At 65.0% G+C, this 16,259-nt stretch carries 18 protein-coding genes; 10 read left to right on the top strand and 8 right to left on the bottom strand.

The features are described from left to right. Positions 1-46: 46 nt before the first annotated feature. From rpoN to lptC, 4 genes are all read right to left on the bottom strand, one after another. A complete protein-coding gene (gene rpoN, locus EJ068_RS08965; RefSeq protein WP_127249522.1) occupies positions 47-1,573 on the bottom strand; it encodes an RNA polymerase factor sigma-54 in 1,527 nt (508 codons plus the stop codon). A 189-nt stretch (positions 1,574-1,762) separates the two neighbouring features. Continuing rightward, entirely contained in the window at positions 1,763-2,581 is an 819-nt protein-coding gene (gene lptB / locus EJ068_RS08970) for an LPS export ABC transporter ATP-binding protein (RefSeq protein ID WP_042641058.1), read from the bottom strand. Further along, entirely contained in the window at positions 2,581-3,177 is a 597-nt protein-coding gene (locus EJ068_RS08975) for an LptA/OstA family protein (RefSeq protein ID WP_126081191.1), read from the bottom strand. Before EJ068_RS08975 ends, lptB begins: the two co-directional genes overlap by 1 nt. After that, positions 3,164-3,877: an LPS export ABC transporter periplasmic protein LptC gene (gene lptC / locus EJ068_RS08980; RefSeq protein WP_127249524.1), complete on the bottom strand. Its 714-nt coding sequence runs from the start codon at positions 3,875-3,877 to the stop codon at positions 3,164-3,166. Before lptC ends, EJ068_RS08975 begins: the two co-directional genes overlap by 14 nt. Before the next feature lie 293 nt (positions 3,878-4,170). On the opposite strand from lptC, the gene sppA reads away from it, so the two are divergent. The 4 genes from sppA (at position 4,171) to EJ068_RS09000 (ending at position 6,922) form a co-directional block, all read left to right on the top strand. Beyond that, positions 4,171-5,127 (top strand): signal peptide peptidase SppA, encoded by a 957-nt coding sequence (gene sppA / locus EJ068_RS08985; RefSeq protein ID WP_127249525.1) that lies wholly within the window; start codon positions 4,171-4,173, stop codon positions 5,125-5,127. Positions 5,128-5,205: 78 nt separating this feature from the next. Continuing rightward, positions 5,206-5,490: an integration host factor subunit beta gene (locus EJ068_RS08990; RefSeq protein WP_027165368.1), complete on the top strand. Its 285-nt coding sequence runs from the start codon at positions 5,206-5,208 to the stop codon at positions 5,488-5,490. A 118-nt stretch (positions 5,491-5,608) separates the two neighbouring features. Continuing rightward, positions 5,609-5,941 carry a DUF1049 domain-containing protein gene (locus EJ068_RS08995; protein WP_095819479.1) on the top strand — a complete coding sequence of 111 codons (333 nt, stop codon included), beginning with the start codon at positions 5,609-5,611 and terminating at the stop codon, positions 5,939-5,941. 18 nt (positions 5,942-5,959) lie between these two features. Then, positions 5,960-6,922: an ornithine cyclodeaminase family protein gene (locus tag EJ068_RS09000; RefSeq protein WP_127249526.1), complete on the top strand. Its 963-nt coding sequence runs from the start codon at positions 5,960-5,962 to the stop codon at positions 6,920-6,922. Here EJ068_RS09000 and EJ068_RS09005 read toward each other — a convergent pair. From EJ068_RS09005 to EJ068_RS09015, 3 genes are all read right to left on the bottom strand, one after another. Beyond that, positions 6,915-7,352 carry an EVE domain-containing protein gene (locus EJ068_RS09005; RefSeq protein ID WP_127249527.1) on the bottom strand — a complete coding sequence of 146 codons (438 nt, stop codon included), beginning with the start codon at positions 7,350-7,352 and terminating at the stop codon, positions 6,915-6,917. The genes EJ068_RS09000 and EJ068_RS09005 overlap by 8 nt on opposite strands. Next, entirely contained in the window at positions 7,349-7,729 is a 381-nt protein-coding gene (locus tag EJ068_RS09010; RefSeq protein ID WP_127249528.1) for a VOC family protein, read from the bottom strand. The genes EJ068_RS09005 and EJ068_RS09010 overlap by 4 nt, the downstream gene beginning before the upstream one ends. Before the next feature lie 70 nt (positions 7,730-7,799). Next, positions 7,800-8,510, bottom strand: coding sequence for a YafY family protein (locus EJ068_RS09015; protein ID WP_128315244.1), 711 nt, complete (start codon positions 8,508-8,510; stop codon positions 7,800-7,802). Between the two features lie 108 nt (positions 8,511-8,618). Between EJ068_RS09015 and EJ068_RS09020 the strand changes: the two genes are divergently transcribed. From EJ068_RS09020 to EJ068_RS09045, 6 genes are all read left to right on the top strand, one after another. Next, the gene (locus EJ068_RS09020) at positions 8,619-9,671 is read left to right on the top strand and encodes a class I SAM-dependent rRNA methyltransferase (protein WP_127249530.1); all 1,053 of its coding nucleotides are present in this window, start codon (positions 8,619-8,621) and stop codon (positions 9,669-9,671) included. A 1-nt stretch (position 9,672) separates the two neighbouring features. Next, the gene (locus EJ068_RS09025) at positions 9,673-10,530 is read left to right on the top strand and encodes an RNA methyltransferase (protein ID WP_127249531.1); all 858 of its coding nucleotides are present in this window, start codon (positions 9,673-9,675) and stop codon (positions 10,528-10,530) included. Positions 10,531-10,553: 23 nt separating this feature from the next. Further along, entirely contained in the window at positions 10,554-11,036 is a 483-nt protein-coding gene (gene lspA / locus EJ068_RS09030) for a signal peptidase II (protein WP_127249532.1), read from the top strand. Positions 11,037-11,093: 57 nt separating this feature from the next. Then, a complete protein-coding gene (locus tag EJ068_RS09035; protein ID WP_126081182.1) occupies positions 11,094-12,083 on the top strand; it encodes an MDR family oxidoreductase in 990 nt (329 codons plus the stop codon). Positions 12,084-12,196: 113 nt separating this feature from the next. Next, a complete protein-coding gene (locus EJ068_RS09040) occupies positions 12,197-14,470 on the top strand; it encodes a PAS domain-containing sensor histidine kinase (RefSeq protein ID WP_127385996.1) in 2,274 nt (757 codons plus the stop codon). A 195-nt stretch (positions 14,471-14,665) separates the two neighbouring features. Further along, a complete protein-coding gene (locus EJ068_RS09045) occupies positions 14,666-15,541 on the top strand; it encodes a GNAT family N-acetyltransferase (protein WP_042641035.1) in 876 nt (291 codons plus the stop codon). Positions 15,542-15,611: 70 nt separating this feature from the next. On the opposite strand, the gene EJ068_RS09050 is transcribed toward EJ068_RS09045, so the two are convergent. Beyond that, a complete protein-coding gene (locus EJ068_RS09050) occupies positions 15,612-16,244 on the bottom strand; it encodes a trimeric intracellular cation channel family protein (protein WP_126083706.1) in 633 nt (210 codons plus the stop codon). Positions 16,245-16,259: the final 15 nt, after the last annotated feature.

Consider the following 16,259-nt stretch of genomic DNA (forward strand, 5'->3'; position numbering starts at 1 on the left):
TCATCGGGATTCGGGTCGGGCCGGCATCGCCCGAATACCGGCGGGCCTAGCGGCCGGCGTTCGCGAGCGCCCGCTTCTCCCGCCGCCTTTGCACAGACGATGGGATATTCATGCCTTCGCGGTATTTCGCGACGGTGCGGCGCGCGATATCGACACCACTTTCCTTGAGCATGTCGACGATGGCGTCGTCGGAAAGCACGTCGGCGGGCTTTTCCTCGTCGATCATCTGCTTGATGCGGTCGCGCACGGCCTCGGAAGAGTGCGCTTCGCCGCCTTCGGCCGAGGCGATCGACGCCGTGAAGAAATAGCGCAGCTCGAAAACCCCGCGCGGCGTCAGCATGTATTTGTTGGCGGTGACGCGGCTGACGGTCGATTCATGCATGCCGATGGCATCGGCCACCGTGCGCAGGTTGAGCGGCTTGAGGTGGCGCACGCCATGGACGAGAAAGGCGTCCTGCTGCCGCACGATTTCCGACGCCACCTTGAGAATAGTCTTGGCCCGCTGGTCGAGGCTGCGCGTCAGCCAGTTGGCGTTCTGCAGGCATTCGGCGAGAAAATCCTTTTCCGCCTGGTCCTTGGCGTGGCTCGAGACACGGGCGAAGTAGACATTGTCCACCAGCACGCGCGGCAGCGTGTCGGCATTGAGCTCAACTGCCCAGCTGCCGTCATTGGCCGCGCGGACCTCGACATCGGCGACGATTGCGTCGCTTGCGCCGCCCGAAAACGCCAGGCCGGGGCGCGGATCGAGAGCGCGGATCTCGGCAAGCATGTCGAGGAGGTCCTCCTCGTCGACGCCGCAGATGCGTTTCAGCGTCTGGAAATCGCGCCGCGCCAGAAGCTCGAGGTTGGCGACCAGCGCTTTCATTGCCGGATCGAGCCTGTCGCGCGCCTGAAGCTGCAGCGACAGGCACTCGGCAAGGTCGCGCGCGAAGAGCCCTGCCGGCTCGAAGCTCTGGCAGGAGCCAAGCACACGCGCCACCGCCGCTTCATCCGTGCCGAGCCGGACCGCGATCTCCATCAGGTCGGTGCGCAGATAACCGGCCTCGTCGAGCCCATCGGCAAGCTCGCCCGCGATGAGACGTTCGCCGGGGCTCAGCGAAGCAAGTGCGATCTGCTCGCCGACATGTTCGCGCAATGTGACTGCGGCCGCGGCCATGTCGCCGACGTCGAATCCCTCGGATGAGGCTGTGCCGGCGCTGCCCGCTGCAGACTTCCACTGAGCCGTGAGATCCGGCCCCAGCCGCTCGCTGGTGCCGGGATCGTCGGGGAACAGGTTTTCCAGGGAAGAGTCGAGCTTTTGCGAGATCGCTTCCGCGCTCCACTCCGTCTCGCCCTCGAACCAGTCGCCGGCGCTATCCAGCTCCGGCGCGGCCTCGCTTTTCTGGGCCTGGTCGCTGGCGGCGTCATCCTGCGGTTCGGCGCGCTCCAGGAGAGGGTTGCGCTCGATCTCCTCGTCGATGAAGCGTTCGAGCTCGACATGGGTGAGCTGCAGCAGCCGGATCGACTGCATCAGCTGCGGCGTCATCACCAGCGACTGGGATTGTCTGAGCTGCAGTTTGGCTGCCAGCGCCATGGTGGGATTCAAACGCCTCGTCTACGCGTCGCACTCTTGCATTCCGGTCGGGCATAGAAACTGGCCCGGCTTTTGCTTGTCAAGGAAAACGCTAGCAGGATCGGCTTACCGGAGCGTTATTGGGCCGAAAAATCGCGGCAAACCAGTCGAATTGGGCTCAAATTCACTCTGGAGAAAGGTATTTTACGCTCAGAGCGTGAAACCCTCGCCGAGATAGAGACGCCGCACATCGGCGTTGGCGACGATTTCGTCGGCCCGGCCATGCGTCAGCACCTGACCGGCATGGATGATATAGGCGCGATCGATCAGGCCGAGCGTCTCGCGCACATTGTGGTCGGTGATCAAGACGCCGATGCCGCGCGCCGTGAGGTGGCGGACGAGCTGCTGGATGTCGGCGACGGCAATCGGGTCGATGCCGGCAAAGGGCTCGTCGAGCAGCATATAGGCAGGCCGCGTCGCCAGGGCCCGCGCGATTTCAAGGCGACGCCGTTCGCCGCCCGACAGCGACATCGAGGGCGCCTTGCGCAGATGGCTGATATGGAACTCCTCGAGCAGCTCGTCGAGGTTGCGTTCGCGCACCTTGCGATCCTTTTCGACCACTTCCAGCACGGCGCGGATATTCTGCTCGACGTTCAGCCCGCGGAAGATTGACGCTTCCTGCGGCAGATAGCCGATACCAAGGCGGGCGCGCCGGTACATCGGCATCGACGTGACATCGAAGCCGTCGATCTCGATCGAGCCCTCATCGACGGGAACAAGGCCGGTGACCATGTAGAAACACGTGGTCTTGCCGGCGCCGTTGGGGCCAAGCAGGCCGACGGCCTCGCCGGCGCGCACGCCGAGCGTCACCCCACTCACCACCTTACGGCCCTTGTAGCTTTTGGTCAGGCCCTTGGCGATCAGGGTGCCCTTGAACTTCGCCTTGTCGGTGCCGACCGTCGCCGGGGCAGCCGGCTTTGCGGCCGCCCGTCCCGGAAGACGGGCAAGCAGCGAGGATACGCCGGCCATTAGTTGCCCGACGCTCCCTGTTGCTGCGCGCCCTGCTTCTGGGGCGTGAACGACATCATCACGCGGCCACCGCAGCCGTCGACATTGGCGAGGCCGCTCTTCATCTGCACGGTGAGCTTGCAGCCCTTGAGCACATTGTCGCCTTGCGAAAGCACCACTTCCTTGCCCTTGAGCACCAGCACCTGTGTCTTCATGTCGAACGTGCCGCTGTCGCCGGTGGCGACCTGGTCGTTCGATTTGACGTAGACCTTGTTCTCGACCTCCAGGTGATCGATATTGGCGGCGCCCGTCATTGCCGACGCGCCGGCAGCCGCGCTTTTGTCAGCCTTGGGGTCCTTGACATAGTAGACCGTCATCTTGCCGGCCTTTAGCAGGGTCGGCCCCTGATTGACGGTCACATTGCCGCTGAATATGGCCATGCTCTCGGCTTGGCGGACCTCCAGCTTGTCGCTCTCGATCTGGATCGGCTGGTCGCCGGACAGCTTGAGCCCGGACATCTGGCTGGTCGCGCTCGACTGCGCGAAGGAATGCGCCGTCCCCAGAAACAGCAATGCGGAGGCTGCGCCCAGAGCCCACGCGGATTTACTGCGACGCATTCTGTTCTCCACTGTTTACCCCTGCCGCCTTCAGCGCAGTCGGATCGATGTTGACGCGAACCCGGTTCTCGAAGACCACGAGCCTGCCATTATCCTCGACCGACATCGAGTCCGCCGTGATGCGCGACCCGCCGCGGCTGACGTCGACCGGATTGCTCGTCTTCATAGAGCCTTTCCCCATGTCTAGGAAGATCGATTTGAATTTCGCCGCAAGGCCGTCCGTAGTCGTCACGCTGACGTCGCTGGTGAGGTCCATCGTATTGGCGTCGCGATTGTAGATACCGTGCTCGGCATCGACCGACACGATATTGTCGGTGGCGACGGGCAGTTTGGCGTTGATGCCTTCGAGGTCGATCACGGCCTGCTGGCCGACATCCTGCGTGGCCCTGCTCGCCGTCAGCGAATAGGGCAGCTTCTGCTTGGTGAAGCCGTTGAGCTTCGGATTGGCCATCACCAGCTTGCCGTTCGAAAACGCCGTGCCGTCGGCCTGCACGGAAATGGAGACTGGCGCTTTGAGGTAGGAATAGACTGGAAAGGCGATCGCAATCGCGGCCGCGAGCAGCGGCACCGCGAATTTCAGCACGCGCACGCGGCGCGAGTGCCGTTGCGCGCGGTTGAACGCCTCGCCGCGCGTGCCCTCTTGGATCGCGGGAGCCGGTGCCGCAGCGGCATCGCTCGTTTCGTCAGATCGCGCCAACATGACTTTTCTAATGGACCTTTGTCCGCCCAAACATCGCCTATAGGTGGTATGCCGGCACCTACACGCAAGCACAAGGGGACGAAAACTGCAAAAATGTGACGGCTGCCGCCCACAAAATCGGGAGGAATTCGGGGAGACGACCCGCACTTCATAGCAGATACAGAAGGGGACTGGGTTAATTTTTCGTGAGGTCGCCATCAACGCCGAGCTCGAAGCCGGCGTTCAGGAAACGGTAGCCGTGCGCCGAGGCTTGCTTTAAAAGCTTGCTTTCCCGCCGACCCATGAGGCTGACGATGGCAATGAGAGCCGACGACCTGATCGACCGCCGCCGCTTGCGTCGCAAGCTGACTTTCTGGCGCGTGGCTGCTTTTGTGGTTCTGGCGGCAGCGGTGATCGCCTTCTCGGCATGGGTCTATGACGACAATTTCACCGGCCAGGCGGTCCCCCATATCGCCAAGGTGAAGATCGAAGGCACCATCACCGAGGACGAGGAACTGCTCAAAAGGCTGGAAACGATCCGCAAGTCGCCGGAGGTGAAGGGCGTCATCCTGTCGATCGATTCGCCCGGAGGCACCACGGTCGGCGGCGAGTCGACATTCGAAGCCGTGCGCAAGCTTGCCGGCGACAAGCCCGTGGTGGCCGAGGTCGGCACTCTGGCGGCGTCGGCCGGCTATATGATCGCAAGTGCTGCCGACCATATCGTTGCCCGGAAGACCTCGATCGTCGGCTCGATCGGCGTGCTGATCCAATATCCTGACGTCAGCGGTCTCATGGACAAGCTCGGCATCAAGCTGGAGGAAGTGAAATCCTCGCCGCTCAAGGCTTCGCCCTCGCCCTTCAAGCCGACCAATGACGATGAGCGTGCCATGGTGCGCAAGCTGATCCTCGACAGTTACGACTGGTTCGTCGGCATCGTCGCGGACCGCCGCAAGATGACGCATGAGCAGGCGCTGGCGCTGGCCGACGGTTCGATCTTCACCGGCCGCCAGGCCTTGGCCAATCATCTGGTCGACGCTGTCGGCGGCGAGCAGGAGGCGATCGACTGGCTGGCGACGAAGGGCGTGGATGCCAAGCTCAAGGTCGTCGAGTGGAAGGACAAGGACAGGCGTGGCGGCTTCCTGTTCTCGCAGTCGATGGCAAAACTGGCCGCCAAGGCGCTTGGCCTGCCGGATGCCGGTGGCGATATCATTCACGAGCTCGGCGCCGACCGCTTGTTTCTTGACGGTCTCGTTTCGGTCTGGCACCCTTGACATGCCGTTGGCGCGAGCCAAAAAAGCAATAAAAATCATCCTGATAATCGTCTGCAGTGGTTTCACGGGGAACGTTCCATGATCAAATCCGAGCTTGTGCAGATCATTGCTGCACGCAACCCGCACCTTTTCCTGCGCGACGTCGAAAACATCGTCGGTGCGATCTTTGACGAAATCACCGACGCGCTTGCCGAGGGCAACCGGGTCGAGTTGCGCGGTTTCGGCGCCTTTTCGGTGAAAAACCGTCCCGCCCGCACCGGCCGCAACCCGCGCACCGGCGAGTCGGTCGAGGTCGAGGAAAAGTGGGTGCCGTTCTTCAAGACCGGCAAGGAGTTGCGCGAAAGGCTGAACGGCGGCAAATAGGCGCCGCGCCGGCGGGTCGAGACGGCATCTTGGCGCTTAAAGCATGTCTCCCGAAAGGGAAGGCCGGTTTCGGGACAAAGACATGCGCGCTTAGGAAGCTTCTCTATACGGAGATCTGATGTTCAATCGCTTCATCCTCGTCGTGGTCTTCGTGCCGCTGGCCATCATCCTGATCGCGCTCGCCGTTGCCAATCGCGGCGCCGTCGCCTTCACGCTCGATCCGTTCCATCCCGGCAATCCCGCGCTGACGCTGAACCTGCCGCTTTTCATCTTCCTGTTCCTGGCCCTGGCCATCGGCATGGTCGTCGGCAGCATGGCGACCTGGGTGAAGCAGGGCCGCTACCGCAAGCTCGCGCGCCAGCGCGGCCTGGAGGCTGAAAACCTGCGCCAGGCGGTGAGCCGCGCGCCGGCCGCGCCGAATGGACCGGCGCTGCCCAAGCCGACCAATTAAAGGAATCCGGAGCCTTCGATGCTGACCATTTCGGCCGCCGAGGTCGATCGCGCGCTGACCTTTCCCGGCCTGGTCGAGACATTGCGCACCGCCTTTCGCGAGGGCGCCGTGCAGCCGGTTCGTCACCATCATGGCGTGGAGCGGCCGGACGGCGCGGCCTCGACCCTGCTTTTGATGCCGGCCTGGACCGACTTCAACGCCGCAGGCACCTCGGCGGGAGGTCATATCGGCGTCAAGATTGTCACCGTGTCGCCGGACAACAACGCAAAAGGCAAGCCGGCGGTGATGGGCCTCTATCTTTTGCTCGACGGCGTCACCGGCGAGCCGCAGGCGATGATCGACGGGCAGCGGCTGACGCAGTGGCGCACGACCTGCGCCTCCGCGCTCGCCGCTTCCTATCTCGCCCGCAAGGACGCCTCGCGGCTTCTGGTGATCGGCGCCGGCGCGCTGTCGCCATTCCTTGCCAAGGCGCATTCGGCGGTCAGGCCGATCACCTCCATCCGCATCTGGAACCGCACGCCGGCCAATGCCGAAAAGGTGGCGGCCGCCTTGCGCGCCGAAGGCTTTCCGGCCAATGCCGCCGGCGATCTCGACGCGGAGCTTGCCGAGGCCGACATCATCGCCTCCGCGACCATCTCCAACACGCCGCTGGTCAAGGGCGCGCTGCTCAAGCCGGGCGCCCATGTCGACCTCGTCGGCGGCTTCACGCCCGACATGCGCGAGGCTGATGACGATGCGATCAAGCGCGCCCGCGTCTATGTCGACACCCGCGGCGGCGCCACCAAGGAGGCCGGCGACATCGTCCAGCCTCTGACCTCGGGCCTGCTGAAACCGGAAGCGATCATCGCCGATCTGCATGAGCTCGCGCGCGGCGAGAAACAGGGCCGGCAAACCGACAGCGAGATCACGCTGTTCAAGTCGGTTGGCGCGGCCCTTGAAGACCTCGCCGCCGGCATCGCCGTCTACGAGGCGCTCAAATAGCAGCGCTCTCCAGCCTGGCTCCCATCGCCTCACCGATCAGCTGGAAATCGTCTTCGCTGATCTCGAATAGGCCGAAGCGAAGCTGGTAGCCCCAGTTGGGCTTGCCGGCGGTGAAGTCCAACTTGGCCAGCAGCGGCTTGATCGGCGCTTGCATGGCCTCACGCCAGTGGACGTCGCGCCGCGTCGGCGTGAAACCGCCGCCCATGACACCCTCATAAACCTCTCCTTGCCGGACCGTGCCGATGGCCGTGAAGGATTGCAGCCCGTCCTTCTCGCCGAGCACGGTGCTCGGCGAGTAGTAGGCGATGCCGTCGCCCGGCTTGATGCGGCGCAGCGGTGCTGCCTTGCCGTGGTTGACCTGCATGAAGCCGTCCTTGCGGCCGATCCGCACATGCTCGGCCGACGCCACCGCAACCCAGAAGGCGCTCATCCCTGCGCTCCTGCGAAAGGCCAGTACACGCGCAGGCGATGATTGTCGGGATCGAGCGCAACGAAGGTGCGGCCGAAATCGAGATCGGTTGGGGCCTGCAGGACCTTCAGGCCGAGATCGACCCAATCGGCATGGGTTGCATCGACGGCGCTCGCATCCGCCACCCCGATCACAAGCTCGCCGCCACCGCCCGCCGCCGCGGCCGCCGGTTCCACGGTATGGCGCGACCAGAGGCCGAGCTTGAAGCCCTGGTCGAGCACGAACATGACGAAGGTCGGCGAGGACTCGACCGGCTCGCGCCCGAGCAGCGAAGCGTAGAACGCACTGCTCTTTTCGGGGCTGTCGACATAGAGGATGACGAAATTCGGCGTGGTCATGTCTGATCTCCAAAGCATCTGAACCTTGGGGACCATATGCGGACCTACTGTCAGATTCTGGCAGCAGCGATCAGGCGGAATCGCCCTTCCTGGCGTTTGAGCGGGGCGCGTCCAGCGTCGCCCGCCACTCCTTCAGCATCGCCTGGCGGCGGCGTGGGTAACGGACGCCGGTCGGAGTCAGGTCGGACATCCGGTCGGCGCGGAAATGACGGAAATCCTGGCGCGTTTCGCACCACGCCGCCATCACCCGCACCTTGTCGAAGAAAGCGAGCGCGAAGGGCCAGACCAGCCGCTCGGAGGCCGCACCCTCGGCGTCGCGATAGAGGAAGCCCAGCTTGCGTTCCTCGCGGATCGCCTGCCGCACAACGCCGAGGTCGATCGCTTCGAGATTGTCCGAGCGCGGCCCGACAAGCAGCGTCGTGGCATCGAGGTCCTCGCGCAGATCATCCGGCAGCACCGCCGCGATCTTGGCCAGCGCATCGGTCGCGGCGGCGGCCAGCTTTTTGTCCGGCTGCTTTGCCACCCAGCGCGAGCCGAGCACGATGGCCTCGATCTCCTCGTCTGAGAACATCAGCGGCGGCAGCATGAAGCCTGGCTTCAGCACATAGCCAAGCCCCGCCTCGCCTTCGATCGGCGCGCCCTGCCCCTGCAGCGACACGATATCGCGATAGAGCGTGCGGATCGACACACCCATCTCGTCCGCAAGCGTGCGGCCGCTCACCGGCCGGCGGTGGCGGCGCAGGATCTGGATAAGGTCGAGCAGGCGTTCAGAACGGGACATGGTCGGTTTGCGTGTCTCCAGAGCTGGGTGCATCATAGATGCGGGACCATTTTGTTGCGCGGCCCGAATCCCTATGTCAAAAGCGGCCTGCCGTTCCGGAGACCGTTCTTGAAATCCTTTCGCGATCGAAACCGCGACAACCGCCTGCGTCAGCCCGTAAAAGCCAGCAGTGTCCAACCGCGTCCAGACGAACGGCGCGAAGCGAGGCCGGAACACAGGCAGGACGCCAAACCGGCGCCGCGCGTGCTTGCGCGTCGCGAGGGCTCCTTGCCCGCCGAGCGCCTGCCGCTGATCCTTGAAGTCGCGCCCAACGCCGACTACGCGCTGCTGGACAGCGGCGCGGGCGAAAAGCTCGAGCAATACGGTCCCTACCGCATCGTGCGCCCCGAGGGCCAGGCGATCTGGCAGCGCGCCCTTCCGGCGAAGGAATGGGAGCGCGCCGACGCCGTCTTCACCGGCGACACCGACGAGGAAGGCATCGGCCGCTGGCGCTTCCCGAAGGCGCCGCTCGGCGAGACCTGGCCGATGAAGCATGACGGCATCGACTATCTCGGCCGCTTCACCTCGTTTCGCCATGTCGGCGTCTTTCCGGAACAGGCTTCGCATTGGGACCACATGGCGGGGCTGATCGCGGCGGCGAAGCGCCCTGTCAAGGTACTGAACCTCTTCGGCTATACCGGCTTGGCCTCGCTGGTGGCGGCCCGCGCGGGCGCCGAGATCACCCATGTCGATGCCTCGAAGAAGGCGATCGGCTGGGCGCGCGAGAACCAGGAAATGGCCGGACTTGGCGACAAGCCGATCCGCTGGATCGTCGAGGACGCGGTGAAATTCGCCGAGCGCGAGGAACGCCGCGGCAGCCGCTACGACATCGTGCTGTTCGACCCGCCGGCCTATGGCCGCGGTCCCAAGGGCGAGGTCTGGCAATTGTTCGAGGACCTGCCGGGCCTCACCGACCTCTGCCGCTCGATCCTGACGCCGAAGCCGCTGGCCGTCGTCCTCACCGCCTATTCGATCCGCGCCTCCTTCTTCGCCATCCATGCGCTGATGCGCGATACCTTCGCCGGCATGGGCGGCACGGTCGAATCCGGCGAATTGATCATTCGCGAGAAATCCGCCGGCCGCGCGCTGTCGACCTCGCTGTTCTCGCGCTGGGTGGCTTGAAATGAACGCACATGACGGCGCTCGCCCTGTCGGGCAGGTCAAGGAAGTCACCAGCCTTGCCAATCCTCTGGTCAAGGACATCAAGGCGCTGGCGCTGAAGAAATTTCGCGACCAGCAGAACGCCTTCATGGCCGAGGGCCTGAAGCTGGTCATCGATGCCCTCGACCTCGGCTGGTCGATAAAGACTCTGGTCTTCGCCAAGGCCGGACGCGGCAACGCCGCCGTCGAAAAGGTCGCCGCGCGGACCATCGCCGCCGGCGGCACAGTGCTGGAGGTCTCCGAAAAGGTGCTGGCCGCCATCACCCGGCGCGAAAACCCGCAAATGGTGGTCGGCGTCTTCGCCCAGCAGACCGTGCCGTTGAAGGACATCCGCGCCAGGGACGGCGACGTCTGGGTAGCGCTTGACCGGGTCCGCGACCCGGGCAATCTCGGCACCGTGATCCGCACGATCGACGCCGTCGGCGCCAAGGGCGTCATTCTGGTCGGCGACACCACAGATCCCTTCTCGCTGGAGACGGTGCGCGCCACCATGGGCTCGATCTTCGCCGTGCCGGTCGCGAGAGCAACCAAGCAGGCTTTCCTCGCCTGGCGGCGCGATTTTTCGGGACTGGTCGTTGGAACGCACCTCAAGGGCGCCGTCGACTATCGGTCCGTCGATTTTTCCAGAGGGCCGGTTCTGCTGCTGATGGGCAACGAGCAGCAGGGGCTGCCCGACAGCCTCGCCGAGAGCTGCGACCGGCTGCTCCGGATCCCCCAGGCCGGCCGCGCCGATTCCCTCAATCTGGCGGTCGCCACCGGCGTGATGCTGTTCGAGATAAGGCGTGGCGCCTTGAAGCTCGACACGATCGAGACGCGATGAGGACTGCCCATGAGGACTGATAAGTGAAATCCTGGTCCCCTTATGCCCTGCTGGTCATCATCGCCATTGCGCTCGACCAGTGGATCAAGCAGCTGGTCGAGAACGGTCTCGCCTTTCAAGAAAAGGTCGATCTCCTGCCCTTTCTGGCGCTGTTCCGCACCTACAACACCGGCATCGCCTTCTCGATGTTCCAGTCCTTCGGCGATACCGGCCTTGTGCTGATCGCCGTGCTGGTCGTCGCCTTCGTGCTCTATCTCGCCACGCGCACCCCGGCCGGCCATGTCGTCGCCCGCATCGGCTTTGCGCTCATCATCGGCGGCGCGCTCGGCAACCTCATCGATCGCGCTATTTTCGGCCACGTCATCGACTACATCCTGCTCCATACGCCGGTCTGGTCCTTCGCTGTGTTCAATCTCGCCGACGCCTTCATTTCGGTCGGCGCGGCGCTTGTGGTCTTCGACGAGCTGATCGGCTGGGGGCGCGAGCCTAAACCTTCGCAAGATTGACGGCGCGCGGCTGCCGCCCCACAGTCAGCTCCATCGCCGGAACCAGAGGAGAAAAAAGTGTCCGACACCTTCAAAGCCATCCTCGTTTCGCGCGATGCCGAAAAGAAGCAGTCGGTCGAGGTCGTCGACCTCACCGAGGCCGACCTGATGGAGGGCGATGTCACCGTCGCAGTCGAGGCGACGACGGTCAACTACAAGGACGGGCTCGCCATCACCGGCAAGGCGCCGGTCGTGCGCCGCTGGCCGCTGGTTCCGGGCATCGATTTCGCCGGCACCGTGATCGACTCTTCCCATGCCGATTGGCGCAAGGGCGACAAGGTAATCTTGAACGGCTGGGGCGTCGGCGAGACGCATTACGGCGCCTATGCCGGCCGGGCCCGCGTCAAGGGCGACTGGCTGGTGCCGCTGCCCGAGGGCATGAGCGCGCACGATGCGATGGCCGTCGGCACGGCTGGCTACACGGCCATGCTCTCCGTCATGGCGCTGGAGCGTCACGGCATCGTGCCGGATCGCGGTCCGGTGGTGGTGACGGGCGCGGCCGGCGGCGTCGGCTCGGTCGCCATCTCGATCCTCTCCAGCCTGGGCTACCACGTCATCGCCTCGACCGGCCGCAACGCCGAGAGCCCCTATCTGATCGACCTCGGCGCGGCCGAGGTGATCTCGCGCGAGGAGCTCAGCCAGCCGGCGAAGCCGCTCGCCAAGGAACGCTGGGCAGGTGGCGTCGATTCGGTCGGCAGCCATACCTTGGCCAATGTCCTGTCGATGACCTCCTACGGTGGCGCAATCGCCGCCTGCGGCCTGGCCGGCGGCATGGACCTGCCGGGAAGCGTCGCGCCCTTCATCCTGCGCGGCGTCTCGCTGCTGGGCATCGATTCTGTGATGGCGCCGAAGCCGGTACGCCTCGAGGCATGGCGACGCATCGGCGCCGACCTTGACTTGAAGAAGCTGTCGACATTGTCGCGCACCATCGGTTTCGACGGCATTGTCGCCGCCGCACGCGACATCGTCGAAGGCAAGATCAGGGGCCGCGTCGTCGTCGACATGTAGCCGGAGGTCGCGGTTCCGCCTGCGCCCGCAGCGCGGCCGGAATCCGCCCGATCGCTAAAATTCGAACGATCCGCCCCAATCTTCCATAATTTCTGTCTGGCATGGTTCCGCGCATGGTCGCGGACTCCCACATCAGGCAGGACAGCAAAGCCGCGGGCGCTGACAGGCCCGACGCGCCGAAGCGGCAGGTGCTCGTCGCGCCGCCGCTGGCTCCCGACTTGCCTGCCGCCAGCCACGAAGGCCTGCCTTTCCTGACGATCGTCGGCATCGTCGTCCTGGCCGGGCTGGCGCATCTCACCGGGGCGCCGATCATCGTCACCATCGGGCTCGCCGCCGTGGCCTTCGCCGGCCTTGCCATGCATCTGCGCAACCGCCGCGACGAGCGGCGCACCGCGGCGCTTCTCGACGAGACCGCCGCCCGCAGCCGCGCCGAGATCGAGACCCTCGCCGATCGCATGTGGGAGATGCAGGAGAGCGAGGAGCGCTTCCGCGGCCTGATCGACGCGCTCGGCGACCTCGTCGTCCATCGCGATCGCGACGGCCATATCGTCTATGCCAACAGCGTCTTTGCCTCGCTTGTCGAGGTCGACCCTCGCAATCTCGCCGGCAAGACCCTGTCGGAGCTTGGCATCGACGTCGGCATCGTTCCCGACGCCGCCTTCTCCGACCATGAATGCCTGAGCTCCACCGATGTCGCGATCCGCACGCCGAATGGCCCGCGCTGGTTCTCCTGGATCGAATTGTCGGTGCGCGACAAGGATACCGGCGCCGTCTCGCATCGGGCGATCGCGCGCGACATCACCGCCCGCAAGCGCGCCGAATCCTCACTGATCACCGCGCGCGAGCGGGCCGAATATGCGAGCCAGGCCAAGTCGCGCTTCCTCGCCACTGTCAGCCACGAGATCCGCACGCCGATGAACGGCATCATGGGCATGGCGAAGCTGCTTGCCGACACCGATCTGTCGCCGGAACAGCGGACCTATGTCGGCGCTGTTTCGACCTCTGCCAGCGCGCTGCTCGCGCTTATCGAGGACCTGCTCGACTATTCCAAGATCGAGGCCGGCCGCTTCGAGCCCGAGCCGCAGCCGACTTCGCTGCGCGAAATCGCCGACAACATCATCGAACTTCTGGCCGCGAAGGCCTTCGCCAAGAATATCGGTCTCGGCTGCCATGTCGAACCCGACGTGCCGCAGATGATCACCGCCGACCCCGGCCGCCTGCGCCAGGTGCTGCTCAACCTCATCGGCAACGCGGTGAAGTTCACCGACACGGGCGGCGTGCTGCTCACTGTGGCGCGCGCCCGCACCGAAACCAGCGACTGCATCTGCTTCACCGTCGCCGACACCGGCCCCGGACTGCGTGAAGAGGACATGGAGCGCATCTTCGAGGAGTTCGAGCAATCCGACGGCACCTCGACCAGGGTGCATGGCGGCGCCGGCCTTGGCCTTGCCATCTCGAAGCGGCTGGTGACGGCGATGGGCGGCACGATTTCCGTTTCGAGCCGGCTCGGCGAAGGCTCGGAATTTATCCTCGAGATCCCGGCGGTTGCCGCGACCGAGCCGCCGCCGCACCGCAACAACATCCTCGCCGACCGGCGGGCGGTAATCGTTTCGAAGAACGCCATCGAGGCCGATGCCATCGCCCGCGCCATCAGGGCCTATGGCGGCATCGTCGAGGTTGCGGCGACGCCAGGCCAGGCCGCTCCATTCGCTGCCGGCTGCAACGTGCTGCTGGTCGACGCCGCGCTCGAAAACAGTGACGGCAGGTTGCTCAAGCGGTTGCGCGACTCAGGCTTCGCCGATTGTGAAGCCATCACCCTGATCGCGCCGACGGACCGGGGCATGCTCGGCGAATTCCGCGCCAGCGGCTACGCCACCTTTCTCGCGAGACCCGTGCGCGGCGAGACCCTTTTGCGGGTGCTGTTGACCAGCCATGGCTCCGCGCTCACCCAGCCGCGGCCGGAGCCGCGCGGCGCCGCCTCGGTGCGCAAGCGCGACCAGGGCCTGTCGGTGCTGATCGCCGAGGACAATGACATCAACGCCATGCTCGCCCGCGCCACGCTGCTCAAGGCAGGGCATCGCGTCAAGGTTGTCGGCAACGGCAAGGCCGCGGTCGATGCCGTTACCGACGCCGGCCTCAAGTTCCGCTTCGATGTGGTGCTGATGGACCTGCATATGCCTGTCATGGATGGCCTGGATGCGATCGCCGCCATCCGCCGCCATGAAGAGTCCCTGGCCATGCCGCCGATCCCGATCATGGTGCTTTCGGCCGACAGCCAGGAAAAGACCCGGCATGCCGTGCTCGCCCATGGCGCCAGCGGCTTCGTGACCAAGCCGCTCGACCCGGACGCGCTCGTCCAGGCGGTTGAGGGCCAGGTCGCCGCCTGACGAAATTTTGAGCCCTTGAAAGCCATGAATTGCCTGGCTTTCGCGACCGTAAGATAGCCGGTTGAGGGTATTGTCCAGCCGACAAAGTATTGCCCGCCACGCCGTATCACGGTACTGTCACAATCCTGTTGCACCTACACCGTATCCCCGTGCCAAGAGGGATGGCTCGAAGGAGAATCACTCGTGCATACAGTCATGCCTGAATGTGACACTCGGCCGAATGCCGGCGGCGCCCTGCTCGCTGCCCGTACCGCCGACGCCGTCGCAAGCGGCGCTCCGCTGGGCCGGATCGGCAACCTCGAGGTGCGGCTCGCCCGCAACGAGGCTGAGATCGCCGCCGCCCAGGAAGTCCGCTATCGGGTATTTTATGACGAGCTTGGCGCGAGGAAGGACCTGTTCCAGGCGCAGGACCGGCGCGATGCCGACCGTTTCGACCCGCTCTGCGATCACCTTCTCGTGTTGGACACGTCCCTTCCCGGCCCCGAGCACCGCCGCATCGTCGGCACCTATCGCCTGCTGCGGCAGGAGATCGCCGCGACCGCCGGCGGCTTCTATTCCGAGGGCGAGTTCGAGCTCACCAAGCTGATCGCGCGCCACCCCGGCCAGCGCTTCCTGGAGCTCGGCCGCTCCTGCGTTCTGCCCGAATACCGTTCCAAGCGCACCATCGAGGCGCTGTGGCAGGGCATCTGGGCCTATATCAACCATTACGGCATCGGCGTGATGACCGGCTGCGCCTCTTTCCACGGCATCGTGCCGGCGGCGCATGCCGAGGCGCTGACCTATCTTGCCCATCATTGCCGCACCAACTCCGCCTGGGATGTCCGCGCGGTACCGGGGCGCTACTGCTCGATGGACCTGATGCCGATCGAGGCGGTGAACACCAAGGCGGCGATCGCCGCCATGCCGCCGCTGGTCAAGGGTTACCTGCGCGTCGGTGCCCGCATAGGCGACGGTTGCGTCATCGACCACGAATTCTCGACCGTCGACGTCTTCGTCGTCATGCCGGTCAAGGAGATCGGCGCCCGCTATGTCAACTATTATGGCGGCGAAGGGCAGCGCTTCGCGGCATAGCGAATAGCGAATAGCGAATAGAACGCCATCTCGGGTAATCTCTACTCGCTACTCCCTATTCGCTACTCGCTCACGGAATGTCTTCCGGCCTTCGCCCCGGCCGACTCCGATAGGCCGCAAACGACCAGCCGAATTTAAGCGCCCCGCCGCGCACGACGAACGCGCCCGCGAAGCCGAGCAGGCTGGACGCCAGCGTCGGCAGGCCGGCAAGATCGCCAAGGGTGAAGATGGCGGCGCCCGCCAGGGCGGCCGTGACATAGATTTCGGGCCTGAGCAGCACCGAAGGCTCGCCGGCAAGCAGGTCGCGCAAGATGCCGCCGGAGGTCGCCGTCAGCACGCCCGTGATGACGGACACGACAGGCGAACCGGTGATGGCCAGCCCCTTTGCCGCGCCCATCACCGAGAACGCGGCAAGGCCGACGGCATCGAGCCAGAGCAGCAGCTTGTAGCGGGATTCGAAGCGGTGGGCGCTGAAGAAGACCAGCACCGCGACGACCGCGCAGATCAGCACATAGCCGCTGTTGGCGACCCAGAATACGGGCAGGTTGAGGATGACGTCGCGTAGCGTCCCCCCGCCGATGCCGGTGATGCTGGCCAGGAACAGGAAGCCGATAATATCAAGCTGCTTGCGCGATGCGGCAAGCGCGCCCGTCGCCGCGAAGACGGCGACGCCGGCATAGTCGAGCAAGGCGATGGGGTTCAAGGACATAGGGGAGTA

It is taken from the genome of Mesorhizobium sp. M2A.F.Ca.ET.043.02.1.1 (assembly GCF_003952405.1).
Lineage (GTDB): Bacteria > Pseudomonadota > Alphaproteobacteria > Rhizobiales > Rhizobiaceae > Mesorhizobium.

Bases quoted from the DNA above. Each gene is read 5' to 3' on its own strand.
- lptB (WP_042641058.1), bottom strand. From the start codon at position 2,581: ATGGCCGGCGTATCCTCGCTGCTTGCCCGTCTTCCGGGACGGGCGGCC.
- EJ068_RS09040 (WP_127385996.1), top strand. From the start codon at position 12,197: ATGGTCGCGGACTCCCACATCAGGCAGGACAGCAAAGCCGCGGGCGCT.
- EJ068_RS09015 (WP_128315244.1), bottom strand. From the start codon at position 8,510: ATGTCCCGTTCTGAACGCCTGCTCGACCTTATCCAGATCCTGCGCCGC.
- rpoN (WP_127249522.1), bottom strand. From the start codon at position 1,573: ATGGCGCTGGCAGCCAAACTGCAGCTCAGACAATCCCAGTCGCTGGTG.
- sppA (WP_127249525.1), top strand. From the start codon at position 4,171: ATGGCAATGAGAGCCGACGACCTGATCGACCGCCGCCGCTTGCGTCGC.
- EJ068_RS08990 (WP_027165368.1), top strand. From the start codon at position 5,206: ATGATCAAATCCGAGCTTGTGCAGATCATTGCTGCACGCAACCCGCAC.
- EJ068_RS09045 (WP_042641035.1), top strand. From the start codon at position 14,666: ATGCCTGAATGTGACACTCGGCCGAATGCCGGCGGCGCCCTGCTCGCT.
- lptC (WP_127249524.1), bottom strand. From the start codon at position 3,877: ATGTTGGCGCGATCTGACGAAACGAGCGATGCCGCTGCGGCACCGGCT.
- EJ068_RS09025 (WP_127249531.1), top strand. From the start codon at position 9,673: ATGAACGCACATGACGGCGCTCGCCCTGTCGGGCAGGTCAAGGAAGTC.
- EJ068_RS09010 (WP_127249528.1), bottom strand. From the start codon at position 7,729: ATGACCACGCCGAATTTCGTCATCCTCTATGTCGACAGCCCCGAAAAG.
- EJ068_RS09005 (WP_127249527.1), bottom strand. From the start codon at position 7,352: ATGAGCGCCTTCTGGGTTGCGGTGGCGTCGGCCGAGCATGTGCGGATC.
- EJ068_RS08975 (WP_126081191.1), bottom strand. From the start codon at position 3,177: ATGCGTCGCAGTAAATCCGCGTGGGCTCTGGGCGCAGCCTCCGCATTG.
- EJ068_RS08995 (WP_095819479.1), top strand. From the start codon at position 5,609: ATGTTCAATCGCTTCATCCTCGTCGTGGTCTTCGTGCCGCTGGCCATC.
- EJ068_RS09000 (WP_127249526.1), top strand. From the start codon at position 5,960: ATGCTGACCATTTCGGCCGCCGAGGTCGATCGCGCGCTGACCTTTCCC.